Annotated in this window: 16 protein-coding genes and 1 pseudogene; 3 read left to right on the top strand and 14 right to left on the bottom strand. The window is 60.8% G+C overall.

Annotated elements, in window-relative coordinates; all coding sequences use genetic code 11:
- Window positions 1-2: 2 nt before the first annotated feature.
- The 14 genes from ACUXUR_RS12725 to ACUXUR_RS12660 form a co-directional block, all read right to left on the bottom strand.
- Complete coding sequence (locus ACUXUR_RS12725) at window positions 3-647, bottom strand: cytochrome c oxidase subunit 3 (protein ID WP_445502717.1); 645 nt, start codon at window positions 645-647, stop codon at window positions 3-5.
- Window positions 644-2,530 (bottom strand): cytochrome c oxidase subunit I, encoded by a 1,887-nt coding sequence (gene ctaD, locus ACUXUR_RS12720; RefSeq protein WP_445502778.1) that lies wholly within the window; start codon window positions 2,528-2,530, stop codon window positions 644-646. The genes ACUXUR_RS12725 and ctaD overlap by 4 nt, the downstream gene beginning before the upstream one ends.
- A gap of 122 nt (window positions 2,531-2,652) precedes the next feature.
- Window positions 2,653-3,657, bottom strand: a complete 1,005-nt coding sequence (gene coxB / locus ACUXUR_RS12715; protein ID WP_445502716.1) for a cytochrome c oxidase subunit II — start codon at window positions 3,655-3,657, stop codon at window positions 2,653-2,655.
- Window positions 3,658-3,664: 7 nt separating this feature from the next.
- Entirely contained in the window at window positions 3,665-4,225 is a 561-nt protein-coding gene (locus ACUXUR_RS12710; RefSeq protein WP_445502715.1) for a c-type cytochrome, read from the bottom strand.
- Window positions 4,222-5,046, bottom strand: coding sequence for a substrate-binding domain-containing protein (locus ACUXUR_RS12705; RefSeq protein WP_445502714.1), 825 nt, complete (start codon window positions 5,044-5,046; stop codon window positions 4,222-4,224). The genes ACUXUR_RS12710 and ACUXUR_RS12705 overlap by 4 nt, the downstream gene beginning before the upstream one ends.
- Complete coding sequence (locus ACUXUR_RS12700; protein WP_445502713.1) at window positions 5,027-6,832, bottom strand: methanol/ethanol family PQQ-dependent dehydrogenase; 1,806 nt, start codon at window positions 6,830-6,832, stop codon at window positions 5,027-5,029. The genes ACUXUR_RS12705 and ACUXUR_RS12700 overlap by 20 nt, the downstream gene beginning before the upstream one ends.
- 129 nt (window positions 6,833-6,961) lie before the next feature.
- Window positions 6,962-7,123 (bottom strand): hypothetical protein, encoded by a 162-nt coding sequence (locus tag ACUXUR_RS12695; RefSeq protein WP_445502712.1) that lies wholly within the window; start codon window positions 7,121-7,123, stop codon window positions 6,962-6,964.
- A gap of 89 nt (window positions 7,124-7,212) precedes the next feature.
- Entirely contained in the window at window positions 7,213-8,028 is an 816-nt protein-coding gene (locus tag ACUXUR_RS12690; protein WP_445502711.1) for an ABC transporter permease, read from the bottom strand.
- Entirely contained in the window at window positions 8,025-8,741 is a 717-nt protein-coding gene (locus ACUXUR_RS12685) for an ABC transporter ATP-binding protein (RefSeq protein ID WP_445502710.1), read from the bottom strand. Before ACUXUR_RS12685 ends, ACUXUR_RS12690 begins: the two co-directional genes overlap by 4 nt.
- Window positions 8,738-9,700 (bottom strand): PQQ-dependent catabolism-associated beta-propeller protein, encoded by a 963-nt coding sequence (locus ACUXUR_RS12680; protein WP_445502709.1) that lies wholly within the window; start codon window positions 9,698-9,700, stop codon window positions 8,738-8,740. Before ACUXUR_RS12680 ends, ACUXUR_RS12685 begins: the two co-directional genes overlap by 4 nt.
- On the bottom strand, window positions 9,688-10,860 hold the full coding sequence (locus ACUXUR_RS12675) for an ABC transporter substrate-binding protein (protein ID WP_445502708.1): 1,173 nt from the start codon (window positions 10,858-10,860) through the stop codon (window positions 9,688-9,690). The genes ACUXUR_RS12680 and ACUXUR_RS12675 overlap by 13 nt, the downstream gene beginning before the upstream one ends.
- On the bottom strand, window positions 10,857-11,504 hold the full coding sequence (locus ACUXUR_RS12670) for an ABC transporter ATP-binding protein (protein WP_445502707.1): 648 nt from the start codon (window positions 11,502-11,504) through the stop codon (window positions 10,857-10,859). Before ACUXUR_RS12670 ends, ACUXUR_RS12675 begins: the two co-directional genes overlap by 4 nt.
- Entirely contained in the window at window positions 11,501-12,262 is a 762-nt protein-coding gene (locus tag ACUXUR_RS12665) for an ABC transporter permease (protein ID WP_445502706.1), read from the bottom strand. The genes ACUXUR_RS12670 and ACUXUR_RS12665 overlap by 4 nt, the downstream gene beginning before the upstream one ends.
- Before the next feature lie 8 nt (window positions 12,263-12,270).
- Window positions 12,271-13,245, bottom strand: a complete 975-nt coding sequence (locus ACUXUR_RS12660; RefSeq protein WP_445502705.1) for an ABC transporter substrate-binding protein — start codon at window positions 13,243-13,245, stop codon at window positions 12,271-12,273.
- A gap of 446 nt (window positions 13,246-13,691) precedes the next feature.
- On the opposite strand from ACUXUR_RS12660, the pseudogene ACUXUR_RS12655 reads away from it, so the two are divergent.
- The 3 genes and pseudogenes from ACUXUR_RS12655 to ACUXUR_RS12645 form a co-directional block, all read left to right on the top strand.
- Window positions 13,692-14,090: pseudogene (locus tag ACUXUR_RS12655) on the top strand (ATP-binding protein); the annotation flags it as partial.
- 6 nt (window positions 14,091-14,096) lie between these two features.
- Entirely contained in the window at window positions 14,097-15,608 is a 1,512-nt protein-coding gene (locus tag ACUXUR_RS12650) for an ATP-binding protein (RefSeq protein WP_445502781.1), read from the top strand.
- Between the two features lie 670 nt (window positions 15,609-16,278).
- Window positions 16,279-16,821 (top strand): recombinase family protein, encoded by a 543-nt coding sequence (locus ACUXUR_RS12645; RefSeq protein ID WP_445502704.1) that lies wholly within the window; start codon window positions 16,279-16,281, stop codon window positions 16,819-16,821.
- The last annotated feature ends 23 nt before the right edge of the window (window positions 16,822-16,844 follow it).

The raw sequence follows: 16,844 nt of genomic DNA, 5'->3' as shown, positions 1-16,844 counted from the left end.
CCTCACCACCATCTCGGGAACCAGTAGATGATCAGGTAGATCGGCAGCCATGAGGCAATGACGAAATACCAATAGAAGGCGTTGTCGCCCACATCGGAAAAGCGTTTGCCGTGGCCATGGCGCGTGAACATCAGCACCGTGAGGACGATGGTGTCGCCCAGATCCGTCAGGAGATGCAGGGTGTGCAGGCCGAGCAGCACCCACAGGATCGACCCGTAGGCGTTCTGGTCCCAGCGCACATGGAGCACGGTGAACTCCATGATGCGTATCACCAGAAGAACGAGGCCGACGAGGCTCATGATCACGAGGTTGCGGCGCGTCGAGGGAAGGTCCTCCCGCTCGCCATCCCGTTTGGCTCGGGCATTCGGCCAGGCGCTCACGAGCATGACGATTGTGAACAGGCTCGACCAGAGGAGATCCGGCGGCGGAGCGCTGAGCGGCCAGTTCCCGTTGATGAAAACGAGATAGAAATAAACCCCGATCGCAAGGGCAAATCCCATCCCCTCGGCGGCGGCAAAGCCGACCGTTCCCCACCAGATCGGACTGCGATGACTGTAGGCATAGCTCGGCATCGACCTTGCGTTGAGAACGATCCGATGAGGCAATGGTGCGCTTTCAATGCGTGGTCGAAGAGGAGCGTCCGTCATCTCTCGTCCTCCGTGCCCGCTTTGGGCCAGAACCAGCCCATCAACGCGAGAGCCAGCGGTGGGGTGCCCCACACGAAAGCCCATGGGGTGAACATCGAGCCGATGAATAGAATCGTGGTCGCCACCGCCGCCAGGAAGGGCCAGATCGAGGGTTCAGGCGTGCTTTCTCTGAGATCTGCGCGACCGGCCGTGACGGTGGAGACGATCTGCTCCCGGTTCTCCACGCTGAGTCCCGCCACGACCGGCAGTCGGTCGCGATTGGCCCAGAGCGGCTCGCGGTTGGTCACGACGGGAATGCGGTCGAAATTCTGCGGCAAGGGCGGGGATGCGGAGGCCCATTCGAGCGTGCCGCCATCCCAAGGGTTGGGACCGGCCAATGGGCCGCGACGCATGCTCGTGACGATATTGTAAAGGAAGAGAAGAAAGCTCCCGAAAAAGACAGCCGCGCCGATGGTCGAGATCATGTTGAGGTTCCCCCAACCCATTTCCGGCAAATAGGTGTAGACCCTTCGCGGCATGCCCATGAGGCCCGTGATGTGCATGGGGAAAAAGGCGATGTTGAAGCCGATGAAGGCGAGCCAGAAGTGCCACTTCCCCAAGCGTTCGCTCATCATCCGCCCGGTGAATTTCGGGAACCAGTAATAGATCGCGCCGATCAGCGGAAAGACGTTGCCGCCGATGAGCACGTAGTGGAAATGCGCGACGACGAAGAACGTGTCGTGGACCTGAGAATCGAGCGGCACGGAAGCCAGCATGATGCCGGACAGGCCGCCTGCCACGAAGATGAAGAAGAAGCCGATGACGAAGAGGAGCGGCGTGCGGAACACGGGCCGTCCGTCCCAGAGCGTCGCGATCCAGCAGAAGATCTGAATGCCGTTCGGGATGGCGATCAGCATGCTGGACGCGGTGAAGAAGCTCGCGCCGAGCTGCGGCAGGCCCGTGGTGAACATGTGATGCACCCAAAGCCCGAACGACAGGAAGCCTGTCGCAATGAGCGACAGCACGAGCGCGATGTAGCCGAAAGCCTGGCGTCGCGCGAAGGTGACGACGATGGCCGACACCCAGCCCGTCGCCGGCAGGAAGATGATGTAGACCTCCGGATGGCCGAAGAACCAGAACAGATGCTGATAGAGAAGCGCATCCCCGCCCTCCGCAGGATTGAAGATATGGGTGCCGATCAGGCGATCCATGATCAGCAGGGCGGAGGCCGTGACCACGGCCGGCAAAGCGAAGATGATCACGAAGGAATTGACCAGTTCGGCCCAGACGAACAACGGGATGCGGTCGAGGGTCATTCCCGGCGCGCGCAGCTTGAAGACGGTCGCGACAACCGAGATCGCCACCGCGATGCCCGACACTTCCGTGAAGGTGATCATCTGCGCCCAGATATCCGCCCGCTTGCCCGGCGAGAATTCCGGCCCCGAGAGAGGCACGTAGGCGAACCAGCCGATATCCGGCCCGATGTTCAGCATGAAGGCACCCCAGATCATGAGGCCGCCGAACAGATAGACGTAATAGGAGAAGGCGTTCAGACGCGGGAACGCGATATTGCGCGTGCCGACCATGAGCGGCACCAGATAGACGGCGAAGGCCTCGCCGATCGGCACGCCGAAGAGGAACATCATCGTCGTGCCGTGCATGGTGAAGAGCTGGTTGTAGAGATCCGGCCCGATCAGGTTGTTCTCGGGCCTCGCCAATTGCAGGCGCATGGCAACCGCAGACAGACCGCCGAGGAACAGAAAGATGATGGCGGTGGCGATGAAGCGACGTCCGATGATCTTGTGATCCACCGTGGAAAGGGTGCCGATCAGGCCCTTCTCCGTACCCCAGGTCTTGGCGAGCCGCACCGTGAGCTCAGGCCCATCCACCTGATCATCGCGCAGCTCTCGCGGGCTTGGCGGAAGGTCCGCCTCGCTCCTCGTGCCCGGAACGCCGCCCCGCTCACCGGTGACCAGGCGCGTGACTTCGGGAACCGCATCGACATCGTGAGGGGTGATGGCTTTCGTCACTTCAACCCCTCCAGATAGCTTGCAAGCGGCTGCACCTCATCGGGTTCGAGCTGGATGGTCGGCATGTTCACGCCCGGTTTGACACCGTGCGGATCGACGATCCAGGCGGCGATGTTGCCTCGTGTCGTCTCAAGAGTTCCGGCCCCGATGTAGCGGCGGCTTCCCACATGGGTCAGATCAGGCGCGACCTTGCCGCCCGCGTCCGTGCCGCGCACCTGATGGCACATGATGCATGGCTTCGAGAGAAAGATCTCCATGCCGCGCTGACGCTCGGGATCACCTGGCGGCATAGCCGACGAGATCTGATGATTGCGCCAACGCTCGAAATCCTCTTTCGGCTCCGCAATGACGAGCATGCCCATATGGGCATGCTGAAGGCCGCAGAACTCCGCGCATTGTCCATGATAGGTTCCGGGCCGATCCGCCTGGATCTGGAGCTGGTTCTGCCGCCCAGGGATCGCATCCATCTTGCCCGTGAGGTTCGGAACCCAGAACGAATGGATCACGTCGGACGCTTCGAGCTTGATCAGCACCGGCTCGCCGACAGGGATGTGAATTTCATTCGCGGTGGTGAAGACACGGCTCGGCTGCTCATCCTCGTAGGTGATTTTCCACCACCATTGCTGCCCGGTGACGCTCAGTGTCAGAGCGCCGTCCTTGTGCGAGAAAAGCACCTTCTGAGCCGCATAGCTCAGACCCGTGAGGGAGATCACGGTGACAAGCGTCAGAGCGACGGCGACGGAGACCGTGATGGTCATGCGCCGCTCTCGATGCGGATCCGTCGCCAGAGGATCCGCATCGGCGGCGCGCCTTCTGCGCAACGCCAGGAGAAGGGCCACCATGGTCAGGAGCCAGACGATGCTCAGCACGGCCAGAAAGATCCAGAACATGCTTGCGAGCGCCTGCGCCGGCGGCCCGTGCGCATCGAGAGCCGACTGCCATCCCTGGCATCCTGCGAGAGACAGGCACACGATGAGAAGGAGTGGCGAGACCCTTTTCATGGCCGCCTCATTGAGGCATCTCCTCGGAAGGAGAGGCCTGACCACCCTGGATCACCTCTCCCGGCGGGCGCCGCTGCTCGGCAGGTCCAGGGCTCATGTCGTCCTTGCGGCTGGGTGCAGCAGCCTTCGGCACATTGCGGCCCATGGAGCGGATATAGGCCGCGATTTCCCAGATCTGGTCGTCCGGGATCTTTCCACGAAAGGACGGCATGCCGTTGGGACGACCTTCACGGATCGTCTGCACGATGTTCTCGATCTGCCCGCCATAGATCCAGCGATCATCCATCAGTGCCGGCCCGGACCCGCCGCCGCCGTTGGAATGGCAGCCGTTGCAATTGAACCAGGTATAAAGCCGCTGGCCCTGCGAGATGTGAAAGGCGTTCTCTTCGTATTCCTTTCCGACGCCCGAACGCTGCTCGATGGGACTGCCCGGTCCTGGGGAGAGAGGCACCAGCGCGATCTTCTCCTCCGTCTCGTCCACCACCGGCTCCGACCGATACTCACGGTCCTCGCGTTCGCAGGCCACGAGCGCAAATGCGACGAGCGGCAGGATCAGAAGCCTTCTCATGGCGCGCGCCCCGCTTGCTTGAGGCCAACATCGAGACGCGGAACGCCGTATGCGGACAGGATGGCGTCGATATCGGTGCGACGGCGGGAGAGGACGGTGTCGATCTCCTGGCGCAGCGCCTCATCCTCCTTGCGCACGGCCATGGAGATGTCGAAGACCATGGGGAGCTGCGGCCCGTCGAAAGCCGGCTTCACTGGTGTCATTGTGAGCGGCGTTGGCTCATGAGCGGCGAAATAGCCCCCCAGCGGGCCCCATACCACCGCGACGTCGATCTCGCCCGCCGCCAGGGCATCGAGGATTCGCGCGGGCGGGTTCGGCTCGCTGTAATCGCCATAGATCATGTAACCGCGCACGTTCTCGACGATGCCGCGCCGCGCCAGAGCATGAGCAGGCGGTGGATTCGATCCGTCATCACCGATGAGATGAACGCCAATTTTGATGTGGCGCAGAACCGGATCGTTGAAGGATGAAACGTCGGGACCTCCGGCTCGCGTGACGAACACATAGGAAGACCGGTAGTAGGGTGCTGTCGTGCGCACGCCTTCAAGATTGGCTGGCAGCCCCGGAACGAGATCGCAAACCTCTGCCTTGAGAGTGTTGCGCAGGAATCCACGACGCTGCGCCCACCATGTATAGCGGACCTCCGCTCCAAGATCCTCTGCGATCAGGTTGACGATCTTGTTCTCGAAACCCTCCTCCGCCTCGTTGGAGAAAGGCAGATTGTTCGGATCCGCGCAAATGCGCAATTCACGGGCCTGAGCGCCTCCGCTCACGATGAGAAGCGCCGCCAGCACAAGGCTCTTAAGGGAGTTTGAACACATAGAGCGTTCCTCCCTTGGTGGTCACATTCTTCAACTCCCGCATGGCATTGACGAAACCGAGTGCGGCTGATCCATCGCGCGGGTCGAGATCACCGGATACGATGGCCCCTGACCAGCCGCCGACGCCGGAGAGAATCGCGACATATTGCTTGCCGTCGGGGCCACGGTACGTGGTCGGCTGGCCGATGATTCCGGATGATGTCTTGAACTGCCACAGCACCTCGCCGGTGCGCGCGTGGACGGCTTTGAACCATCCTTCCATCGTGCCGTAGAAGACCACATCGCCTGCCGTGGCGAGTGCGCCACTCCAGATGGGGAACCGCTCCTTGATCGTCCACAATTCCTTACCCGCGCGGATGTCCCAGGCGGTGAACTCGCCCATATGGCCACCGGGCCCCGGATACATGCGCACCTCCGCGCCGACATAGGGGGTGCCGGCGATGTAGTTCGGCTCCACGCTCTCCCAATCCATGCACAGGTTCATGTGCGGGATGTAGAGAAGGCCGGTCCTGTGCGAGAAGGCGCTGGGGTTCCAGTCCTTCGCGCCGGGCGCAGCCGGACAGATGTCACGCACCACGCGGTTGTTCACCGGCTCCTTCTCGGAATTGACCTGCATCCGCCCGGTCTTCATGTCGACGCCCGTCACAGCGGTCAGTGCGTGGAAGGGCGTTGCGGAGAGCACCTCGCCGGTCACACGGTCGATGACGTAGACGAAGCCCGTGCGCCCGGGATGCACGAGCACCTTGCGCGGTTTTCCCTCCCACTCCAGGTCGAGCAGGATCATCTCATTGATGGTGTCCCAGTCATGGAGGTCGTGCGGGGCAGTCTGGTAGAACCAGCGTGCCTCGCCCGTATCGGCGTCACGAGCGAAGATCCCCGCCGTCCATTTGTTGTCGCCGGGACGCTGGTTGGGATTCCATGGGCCTGGATTAGCGGTGCCGTGATAGAGAAGGTTCAGCTCGGGATCATAGGACAGCCAGCCCCAGACCGTGCCGCCGCCCTGCTGCCAGGCATCCGCCGGCCAAGTGGTGACGCCGAGATCCTTGCCCTTGTCGCCATCATAGAACGGCTTGAAATTCGGGCCGATCTTCACGTCCTGATCGGGTCCGGTGCTGTAGGCTTTCCAGACGCTTTGTCCCGTATTGGCATCGAGCGCCTGGATCCAACCACGAACACCGTATTCTCCGCCCGAGATCCCGACGACCACCTTGTCCTTCACCACCAGAGGCGCCATCGTCATGGTCTCGCCTCGGTTGATATCGCCGAGCTTGGTCTTCCAGACCTCCTCGCCTGTTTCCGCATTCACCGCCACCACATGGGCGTCGAGCGTCGTGAAGAAGATACGCCCGTTGGCGAAGGTGGGACCGCGATTGACTACGTCGCAGCACGCCACTCCCTGCGCGGCAGAAGCCGGTTTCGGATTGTACTGCCATTTCAGCGGCGCGCCCGGCTGCGCCAGGTCGAGGGCATAGAGAATATTCGGATAGGGGGCGAGCACGTACATCGTCGTGCCGACGACGAGCGGCGCGGATTCGTGCCCCCGGTTCACCCCGGTCGAGAAAGTGAATGCGGCCTGGAGGTTCTTCACGTTGTCCGTATTGATCTCCGACAGGTCGCTGTAGCGGGTATTGGCGTAATTCTTCTGCGGGATCGTCCATTGTCCGTCTTCGGGCGTGGCGGCGAACGATGGTGCCGAAGGCTGCGGCTGAGTTTGAGCGAGACTCAGGGAAGAATGCTGAACAAGCAGCAAAGCAGCCAGAACAAAGGCAAAGCGGGTGTGACCCACGATGTGTTCTCCGGAACGCGAAGACGCGCCGCCTCGCTGGCGGCTCGACTCCAACTGTTCCGCTTCAGGTAAGTTCCCGAAATTGTGATCACGATTCGAAATGCCATCACGCCGGCGATGAGGAACCTGCTAACGCCAGTATTCGCGGATGGGGATGCCGTACTTATTGGCGGCATAAATCAGGATAGAGGCACCCACGGCGCACAAAAGCCCGATGACGAGCAGGGTTACCAGGAAGCCCGGATCACGGAAGACCCGCAGGTCTTTCCTGAGCGAATCACTCTGGGGCATTGCCATGCCTTTCCCATCGGCCAAGTCTGTCGGCCAAGTCTGTTGCTCCGCAACAGCAACGATGAAGCGGAGCAGCCTGTTCCCTCGGCTTACTCGACAGCCCGGCGCGCCCAGAACCCGCGGCCAGGATCGTAGCCCCAGACTGCGAGCGTGAAGAAGACCGAAAGCGCCATGGTGCAGACGGCCAGGGCCACGGGCTCGAACCGGAGATAGAGTGCAAAGCGGATCAGCTCGACCGCATGGGAGAACGGGTTGACCCAGGCGATCCACCCAAGAACGGGACTGACCTCCTCCAGACGCCAGAGCGGATAGAGGGCTGTCGAGGCAAAGAAGACGGGAAAGATGACGAAGTTCATCACGCCTGCGAAATTTTCAAGCTGGCGGATGAGCGATGACAACGCGAGGCCGAACGCACCGAGCATCAAACCTGCGAGCACCAGCGCAGGCAACGCCGCCCCATAGCCGAGAGCCGGCGGGCGGACCTCCCAGAAGCGCGCGAGCAGCAGAAAGATATAGACGATGGGCAGCACCGTCATCGTGCTGGCGAGAAGGCGCGCGCCTAGGAGCCACCATCGCGGCAGCGGCGCCGTCAGGAGGACCCGCATGGATCCCATCTCCCGGTCATAGACCATGGAGAGGGAATTCTGCATGCCATGGAAAAGCAGCATCATCCCCACGAGCCCCGGGACGATATAGACCTCATAGAGGATGTAGGTCTGGTAAGGGGGAATGATCGAAAGGCCGAGCACGGAGCGAAAGCCCGCAGCGAAGATCCCGAGCCACACGAGAGGGCGCACGATCGCCGCGGCGAAGCGCCCCTGCTGCCCGACGAAGCGCAGCATCTCCCGGCGGATGATGCCGGAGAATGCGAGAGCGGCATGGCGCATCCCATGGCGCATCCTCATGCGGCCTCTCCCGTGAGGCGCAGGAACGCGGCTTCGAGCGTCCCGGACGAGGCGATCTCGCCCGCCGCGCCCATCCAGCGGACAGATCCTTGGTGCAGCACCGCGAGCCTGTCGGCAGACTCCACCTCGTCGAGCATGTGGGTGGCCCAGAGTACGCTGAGCCCCTCGCCGCACATGGACCGCACATGCTTGAGCAACAAGTGCCGACCGGCCACGTCGAGTCCGGCTGTCGCCTCGTCGACGATCAGGAGACGGGGATTGTGCAGGAGCGCGCGGGCAATCTCGACGCGCCGGCGCAGGCCCCCCGACAAGGAGCGTACCTTGTCATGGCTTCGTTCAGCGATGCCAAGCCGTTCCAATTCGAGAGTTGAACGCTTTGCCGCTTCGCGCCGGGAGAGGCCGTGCAGGGCTGCATGATAGGCGAGATTTTCCGTGACGGTGAGGTCGAGGTCGAGCGTCGGCATCTGAAACACGACGCCGAGGCCGGCGAGCGCCGGCAGAGGATCGCTGCGCATCGAATGACCGAAGATGCGGATGTCGCCCTGTTGTGCGTTGTAGAGCCCGGTGACGAGCGAGACGAGCGTGGTCTTGCCTGCTCCGTTCGGGCCGAGCAAAACCATGAAAGCGCCCGGCTCCACCGCAAGGCTCACATCTGAGAGAGCCTTGCGCACACCAAATCCATGACTGAGATTCTCGATCACAAGAGCCGTCATGGCGCGACCGCAATTCCCCAGGGCGAGCGGCCCACGCCGATGGTTTTTATGACCTCCTGGTTGGCGACATCGATGATGGAGACGTCACTCGAATTACCGTTCGCAGTGTAGAGGCGCTTGCCGCCGGGCGAGAGCGCGATGTGCCAGACCCGTTGCCCGACCAGATAGGTGCGCAGCACCTTGAAGGTTCTCGCATCGATTTCGGCCACGCGGTTGGCAGGGCCCAAAGCCACATAGGCGCGCGATCCGTCGGGCGCGAGCTGGATGCCGACGGCCTGCACGAGCTCCCGTGGAACGCCGGGAACGTCGAAGCCGATCTTCGCCAGCGGCTCGCGTGTTGCGGCGTCGAACACCTCCACCGTTCCGCGCAGTTCGGACGACACCCATATCTGCCGGCTGTCGGCGGAAACCTGCGCCACGCGTGGGCGGGTCCCCACCAGAACGTTGTCGATGAGTTCGAGACTCGCGGCGTCGATCACATGAAGCATGCTCGTGGTCTCGGATGTGTTCACCACGATGCGTCCGTCAGGACTTGCTCCCATGCCTTCAGGCTCCACGCCGACATCGACTTCGGCGACGATGCGCCGCTGAAAAATATCAACAACGGAAACGAGATTGTCGTTCTCGTTGGCGACGAACAGACGGCGCCCGTCCGGATGCAGCACGAACAGCTCCGGGTCCTCGCCGGACGGAAGCGAGCTCTCCACCTTGTGGGTTTTCAGATCCACGACATCGATGCGGTTGTCATCACCGACCGCCACATAAAGCTTCTGCCTGTCCGCACTCAGCCCAATGCCCCGCGGCCGTCGCCCAACCGGAATGGTAGCGGCAAGGCTCAAGGATGTTCCATCGATCACGGACACAGTGTTGTCCTGCTCGTTCGAAACATAGACGGTTTCGGCTGAGGCGACCCGCAGGGTCAGCACAAGTCCGAGGATGGCGGCGATCAGAAACGGCATCGGCTCTCCTCATGGTCGTATCCCAGCGTGTCGAGTTCAGAGCCCCGATGCAGATAGCCTGCCTGCGGCGAGACGGAGACGAGGAGCCTGGGGCCCGCTATCAGGATCGGCTGTCGCATCTGCCCGTCCCAGGCGCGGAAGCTCTGTCCTTGACCCTTGAAGCCGGAGAGGACGAAATCGGGCCCGCGCAGATAGGTCATGATCGCGTCAGGATCGCTGCTGCGGGCGCGGATGGCGGCTTCGCCGATGGAGCGGACCGCCGCCCAGGCAGCGTAATCGACGGCGGTCATTCTGCGGCCCGACAGTTTCTCAAACCGGGCCTGGAGCTGCGTCGCGCCCCATTGCTCGGACACGGCGTTCCAGCCTGTCGTAACGAGCCCGTGCGTCCCGGCTACGGGACGGGGTCTTGCCGTGCGATAGGGCAGATACTCGCCGAACTCATTCGCCTCGTCCGCGACGATGAGCACATCATGGTCGGCCACCTGGGTCAGAGCCGGGATCTCGCTCTGCAGGGTCACATGCCCCGTATCCGTGCGCGCATGGCCGGGCTTGAAGGTCCATTCCTTCTCACCCGCGATCTCGGCTCCGAAGCGCATGGCCGCGCGCCGGAAGGCTTCGGCCTGCAGCTTGTCGCCGGGGGCGCTGCCCGTCACCAGAAACCAGCGCCGCCAGCGCTTCGCCATCAGGTACTGCGCCAGGGCGTCGGCGAGCATGGCGCGGCTCGGAATGGTGTGGAGCATGTTGGCGCGGCAGGACTCGTTGCGAAGCGCGTCATCCGGCGCACGGGCATTGAGAAGGAGCATCTCGCGCGCTTCCGGAGCAGATGCCGCTTCCAGAAGATGCGGCGCATCGAGATCGGTGACGACGAACCGGATTCCCTCATGCGCCAACGCGCGGATGACATCCTCCGGCCTGGCATCGTTTCCAATCGTCCGCTCGACCAGCGTAAAGCGCTGTGCGGTGAACCGGCCTGTCGTGGCATTGTCGGCAATGCCGAGGCGGGCGCCTGCGACGCCCTCGTCCCGGATCTCACGATCAAGCGGAGAGACCGGTTGAACGGGATCGCGCGTTTGCGTGATGAGACCTATCGCAATGGCACCCTCCTGGGCCAGGGCAGGTCTCATCAGAAACAGCGCAAGCAGGATCAGGAGCAGCTTCATTCGGCCGCCCTCGCCGATCGAACAGGCCTGTCGTCCACGATCCGCGCCGGCGAACCGTCCAGCGTGATCACGCGATGGGCGAGCGCGGCAGCCTCGTGCCGGTGATGCGTCACCAGGAGCGTGGTCGGCCGCAGTCTTTTCACCTGTGTCGCCACAAGATCCTGCATGTCTTTTGCAGTCGCCTCGTCCAGGGCGGAAAAGGGCTCGTCCAGCAAAAGGAGCTTCGGCTCCACCGCCAAGGCACGCGCAAGCGACACGCGCCGTGCCATGCCGAGAGACAGGCGCTGGGGATAGACGTTCTCCGATCCTTCAAGGCCGACCTGTGCGAGCCACGCTTCCGCTCTCTCGGGATGATCGGGAATCACGAGCTCCAGATTCTCTCGGGCCGTGCGCCACGGCAACAGACGTGGCGCCTGGAACAGGTAGCCGATCTCTCGGGGGCGCCCCTCGACGGAGCCGTCAAAGTCTTGATCGAGACCGGCGACGATGTGGAGAAGGCTCGTCTTGCCGATGCCCGACGGACCGATGATGGCACAGACTTCTCCCCTTTCGAGATCGAGCGCGAATTGGTCGAAGACGACGCGTGCGGGAGCATCCGCCCTCGCAGGAAAAACCTTATGCCGAATGACAACGCGCATCGTCATCGCCGCCAGACATCCATGCGGCGTTCGAACGGCACGAAAATCAGAAACTCGGTCAACAGCACACAGGCGATGAATGCCACCGCATAGGCCATGACACGCGGCACGTCGAAGAGCTGGAAATAGCTCTGCAGCTGAAAGCCGACGCCGTTGGAGCGACCCAGCAATTCAACCACGAGAACGATCTTCCAGATCAGCGCAAGGCCGTTGCGTGCGGCAGCCAGGAGATAGGGCGCAAGCTGCGGAACGATCACCTCTCGCAAGGTCGTCCAAGGACCGAACCGGTAAACCTGCGCCACTTCCGCGTAATCCCGCTCGAGCGCCCGCGCGCCTTCGCGCAACGTGACGGCCACATTGGGAATCTTGTTGAGGGCAACCGCCACGAGAAGCGCCGTCTCCACGAGACCGAGCCAGATATAGGTGAGAATCACGACCACGAGCGCCGGCACGTTGAGCAGGATCATGAGCCAGGGATTAAGCCAACGGTCGAGCACGCGCGAAAGGCCGAGCGCAAGGCCGAGCGCGGCTCCGATCACCATGGCGACGATGAAGCTGACGCCGACGCGCGCGAGGGTGATGCCGAGATGATAAAACAAATCGCCGTTTTTCGCCTCGCCGATGAGGCTTTGCAGCACCGTGCCGGGACCTGGCAGGAGGCGGCTGTCGGCAAGCAGCGCTCCCATCTGCCACAGGCTCAGGAACAGCAGCACGGAGGCAATTCCCTGCCACCCTCCCCCGCTCCGGATGTCAGCAGCGCGCATCGGCAGCCTCAATAGGACACGGAGGGCCAGAACGTCATCGGATCCAGGGTCTTGGCCTTTCCGACGAGCTTCTCTCCTCCGATGTTGACGAGGATAGCATAAAGATCGGCCGATGCCTTGCGCTCGGCTTCTCCCCAATGCTCAGGAGTGCCGGCGCGAAAGCCGGCCTGAAGTGCGGTCAAGACAGCCGGATCATCGGTGCCGATGTGAGGCGCCAGACGAACCCATGCGTCCCTTGAGTCCGCGAGCAGCGTCTTGGCTTCCCGCGACGCTGCGACGAACTCCTGCAGAGCGGCGCTCTCGCGCCGGGCCCAATCTTCGCGAAACGCATAGCCGAGCATAGGCACATCGCCGTCTATCCCGAGACGGCGGATGATGTCGGCCACCGTCAGAAACGATTTGGCCCCGGCAGCCTCCAGGCGGGCGGCGTAGTGCCAGTAGGTCAGGACGGCATCGATCCGTCCGCGGGCCAGTTCCTCGTTCAGGAGCGGTGGAGCGCCAAAAACAGGCTCCGCCTCCTCCGCCAGATCGACACCGAGCTCTTTCCGCGCATAGGCCCTGAGAAGAAGCCAGCTCTTATCGAGAGGCCCTCCCGCAACTCCGATCCGCCTGCCCTTGAGATCCGCAAGGTTTCGGATGTTTGAATCGCGAGGGATCATCAGCGTCCCGACCGCCTTCGAATAGGGGATGAAGCTGAACGCAGCCCCCTCGCTCCTTTGGCGTACGACCCAAGGCCAATCGGTGACAATCATGTCCACCGCGCCCGCCTGGAGGGCCACTTTGGCTGCTTCGTTCGATGCGAACTCAACCGGGACAAGGTTTATGGCGCGCCTGCGGGCGAGGCCCTCATGACGAATTGTATCGATCTCCCAGGCTACGGTTCCAAACCTGAGTACGCCGACCCTGACAGTCTGGTCTTCCTGAGCAAGAGCCGGCCCAAGAGCGACCAGTGTGAGAATGAACCAGGCAATCCTGAGCAGCATGGCCGGCCTTGGCAAATAACGGCCCCCATCAACGGCCAAGCTCTGGTTTGGTTCCGAACCTGAGGCTCTGACCGAAAGCGAAGGATTCCGCCTTCCGGCCAGCAACCGAGGAGTAAGGGATTTGGAAGCAGATCCTGTACACCACCCGTGTGTACCACTCGGGCAGCCTGAAGTCGCTGATTTTGCGGGATTTCTTTATGCATCAACCCCTTAGAGAAGGGTTGGTGCCCAGGAGAGGACTGGCGATCCACGTCCCTAAGTGATGATAAACAAAGGCTTTTTTACCGGGCCAACCTGTGAATGTTGAACAGTTCTGTTGTGCTAAATCCGTTACTGCTCCGCAACTTTATATGACTGAGGAGCGACACATCAACATCCCCTTGGCCTACTGCAACGCTTGCGCTATCCATACAGGATAGGATCAACTTCCGATTAGAGTTCGACAGATGTCTCAAGGGGTTCTTCTCTTCGACCAACGCTTTTTGGGTCGATACGCTGGCTCCATCATGTCGGACCCTTCAACAGCGTTAATCGAACTTGTGGCCAATGCTTGGGACGCCTTCGCTACTGAGGTTCGTATCACATGGCCTGACCGAGAGCGCGGGCACGTATTCGCGATTAAGGACAATGGGTTTGGACTGACGCGCGAGGAGTTCGAGTACCGTTGGCGGACCCTCGATTATGATCGGACATCTAATCAGGGGAGTAAGGTTGCTCCGCCCCCTGAGCTTGCACACCTACAACAACGTACAGCGTATGGAAGGAATGGCAGAGGGAGACACGCGGCCTTCCTGTTCTCGTCTCCTTACGAAGTGCGAACGTGGAAGAACGGGCAGGAAAGCCTGTTTAGGGTGTCTCAGCAGATCGATGCGCCGCTCAATATTGAACTGCTGGCAACTAAGGATAACGTTGATGGACACGGCACTGAAATCAGAGGCACTGTCGCAGATCACGTAAACTTAACAGCAGACAAGGCCCGCGAAGTTCTGGGTAGCCGCTTTTTGACTGATCCGAACTTTGTAGTGACTGTGGACGGAGTGAGGGTCACCTTTGATGACATTCCTCCCGAGTTCCTTAGTGAGTTGCAGGTGCCAGTGGCCGGATTGGGTACGGCACGGGTACTTGTCATTGATGCTCAACGTTCAGATCGCTCTACTCGGCAACACGGCGTTGCTTGGCATGTAAATAACCGCCTTGTCGGCGAGTGCGGCTGGCGCGGGTCCGATTATGAGCGCATCCTTGATGGACGAACATCTGAGGCTAAACGCTATACGTTTATTGTTTTCGCGGATTTCTTATCTGATGCTGTGCTGCCGGACTGGTCTGATTTCGATGCATCCAACCCATCATGGCAGAAGACGAGAACGGTTGTTCAAGACCATATCAGAGATGCCCTTCAGGAGTTCAATGCGACGCGACGTGCTGAGATTAAAGCTGCTGTTCGGGAACGGCTAGAACCAGAAGTTAGCCGTCTTCCGGCACTCAGTCGGGAACGCTGGAACGCCTTCGTTGATCAGGTCGTGGACACTTGCCCAAATATTCGCAATCAAGAGCTGGAGCAGCTTGCCGGTATATTGGCTAATCTTGAGCAAGCCCGTTCGCGGTATGGTCTAATCGATCAACTTCACGGACTACCTCCCGGATCACTGGATATTCTCCATGACATACTTACAGCGTGGTCACTGAACCTCGCTAAGGAGGCTCTGGATGAGATTGGGACGCGCCTGAAACTCATTCATGAGTTGCAAGATAAGTTACGTGATAAGAACACCGATGAGGTTCAGGAACTGCAACCGCTGTTTGAGCGGGGTCTTTGGATATTCGGGCCTGAGTTCGAGACGATTGAGTTCACCTCTAATCGCGGCATGACTGAGGTGATCCGACATATCTTCCGTGGCAAAGTCTCGGGCAGCTTGAACCGGCCAGACTTCGTGGTTGTGCCTGATGGGAGCGTCGGCCTTTACTCTCGTCCCGCTTACGACGACGAGCACAATCCGAACGGCGTATCCTCACTGGTCATTGTCGAGTTGAAACGCCCCGGAATACCGATTGGCCATGAGCAGAAGCAACAAGCGTGGAAGTACGTGAAAGAGCTTCGAGACAAGGGCCAGATCAAGGCTCACACAAAGGTCAACTGCTTCGTAATGGGATCAGAGATTGATCCGCTCGAAGCTGATAGCACAATCACCGGCGTGGTGACGATTACACCGTTACTCTATGAAACCTTCATCTTGCGAGCTGAAAAGCGGATGCTCAATCTGTACCGCCTCTTGAAGGACGCTCCGTTCCTCCGGGCGAATGGAGTTGATGCAGAAGAGTTTGTACATCCGCCCCTGCCTGCACAGACTGCTCTCGGTGTATAACTAGGAGCTGGCGCATCGAAGCAGTCACCACCCTGTAGTCCCATCTGAACTCGTCTGTTGTCCAAACATTCACCCGAAAAATCGTGAGACGCCTTCTTCACACGTCAGTTAACGACGTTCCCCCCGTAGGGGAGGCGGTATCGGACACCCCGAAGTATCTTTATCACGGAACCGTATTCGCTCGGCTAAAAACGATCTACCGTGATGGTCTGATACCCGGCAAAGCGCCTGTGTGGCGCGACGATCCAGACTTATCTCGCCGTTGCTCCGAGGCTGTGTTCTTTGCAGACCAATGGCGCGGTGCTGCTTTCTTCGCAGACATCGCGCACTATCGCTCGCGCGGCCCAAGAGATGGGCTAGGGAGACGCCCTGTTATCATCCGCGTCAGTGCGGGTGATCTTGCGGCTGAACCAGATAGCCGTGCCACGGTTCGCGGGTGTTGGATGGTCCGTGGATTAGTGCCTGTCCGACAGGCTGACGTGTTTATCGTAGATCAGCGCAGATCACCCGCATGGCGGCCTATTGCCGAGGTCCTAGAGAGATAGGTTGTCACTTCGGGGTATACCCTAACGTGACGTAACACGGCCATGCTTAGAGGCGTAACATCAGGGTTGACATAGAGAAGATGTGACGCAAATGTACTCAGGTCTAAGACCCTGAGGTTACAGCTATGGCTCGTATCGGTTACGCTCGCGTCTCCACTTCTGACCAGGACCTTCAGACCCAAATCGAAAAGCTCAAGGCTGAAGGTTGTGAAGTCGTTCGCTCGGAGAAAGTCTCAGGTGCAAGCCGGGACGGACGGAATGAACTGGCGACCATCATTGAGTTCCTTCGCTCTGGCGATGAGCTTGTCGTCACCCGCCTCGACCGGCTCGGGCGCAACACCAGAGACGTTCTAAACATCGTTCATGAGGTTGAGCAGAAGGGCGCGTTCCTCACCGTCCTTGATCCGCATGTCAGCACACGCGGGGAGATGGGACACCTCGTCCTGACGGTCCTTGGCATGGTAGCCCAGATGGAGCGCCGGTTCATTAAGGAACGGCAAAGAGACGGGATCGAGAAGGCGAAGACCGAAGGCGTCTACAGGGGCGGAAAGCGGCGTCTCGACCATGACAAGGTGAAGGCGATGCACTCGGAAGGACATGGCCCTGCTGCAATCGCAAAGGCCCTCGGTTGCTCTCGTATGCAGGTTTACCGGGTTCTACAGACGTGACACCTGAGCGGTCCAAAAGTGCA

This window comes from Microvirga medicaginis (assembly GCF_052658925.1).
Note: the sequence above shows the minus strand (reverse complement) of the source record. Positions and strands in the feature narration are given on the sequence as shown.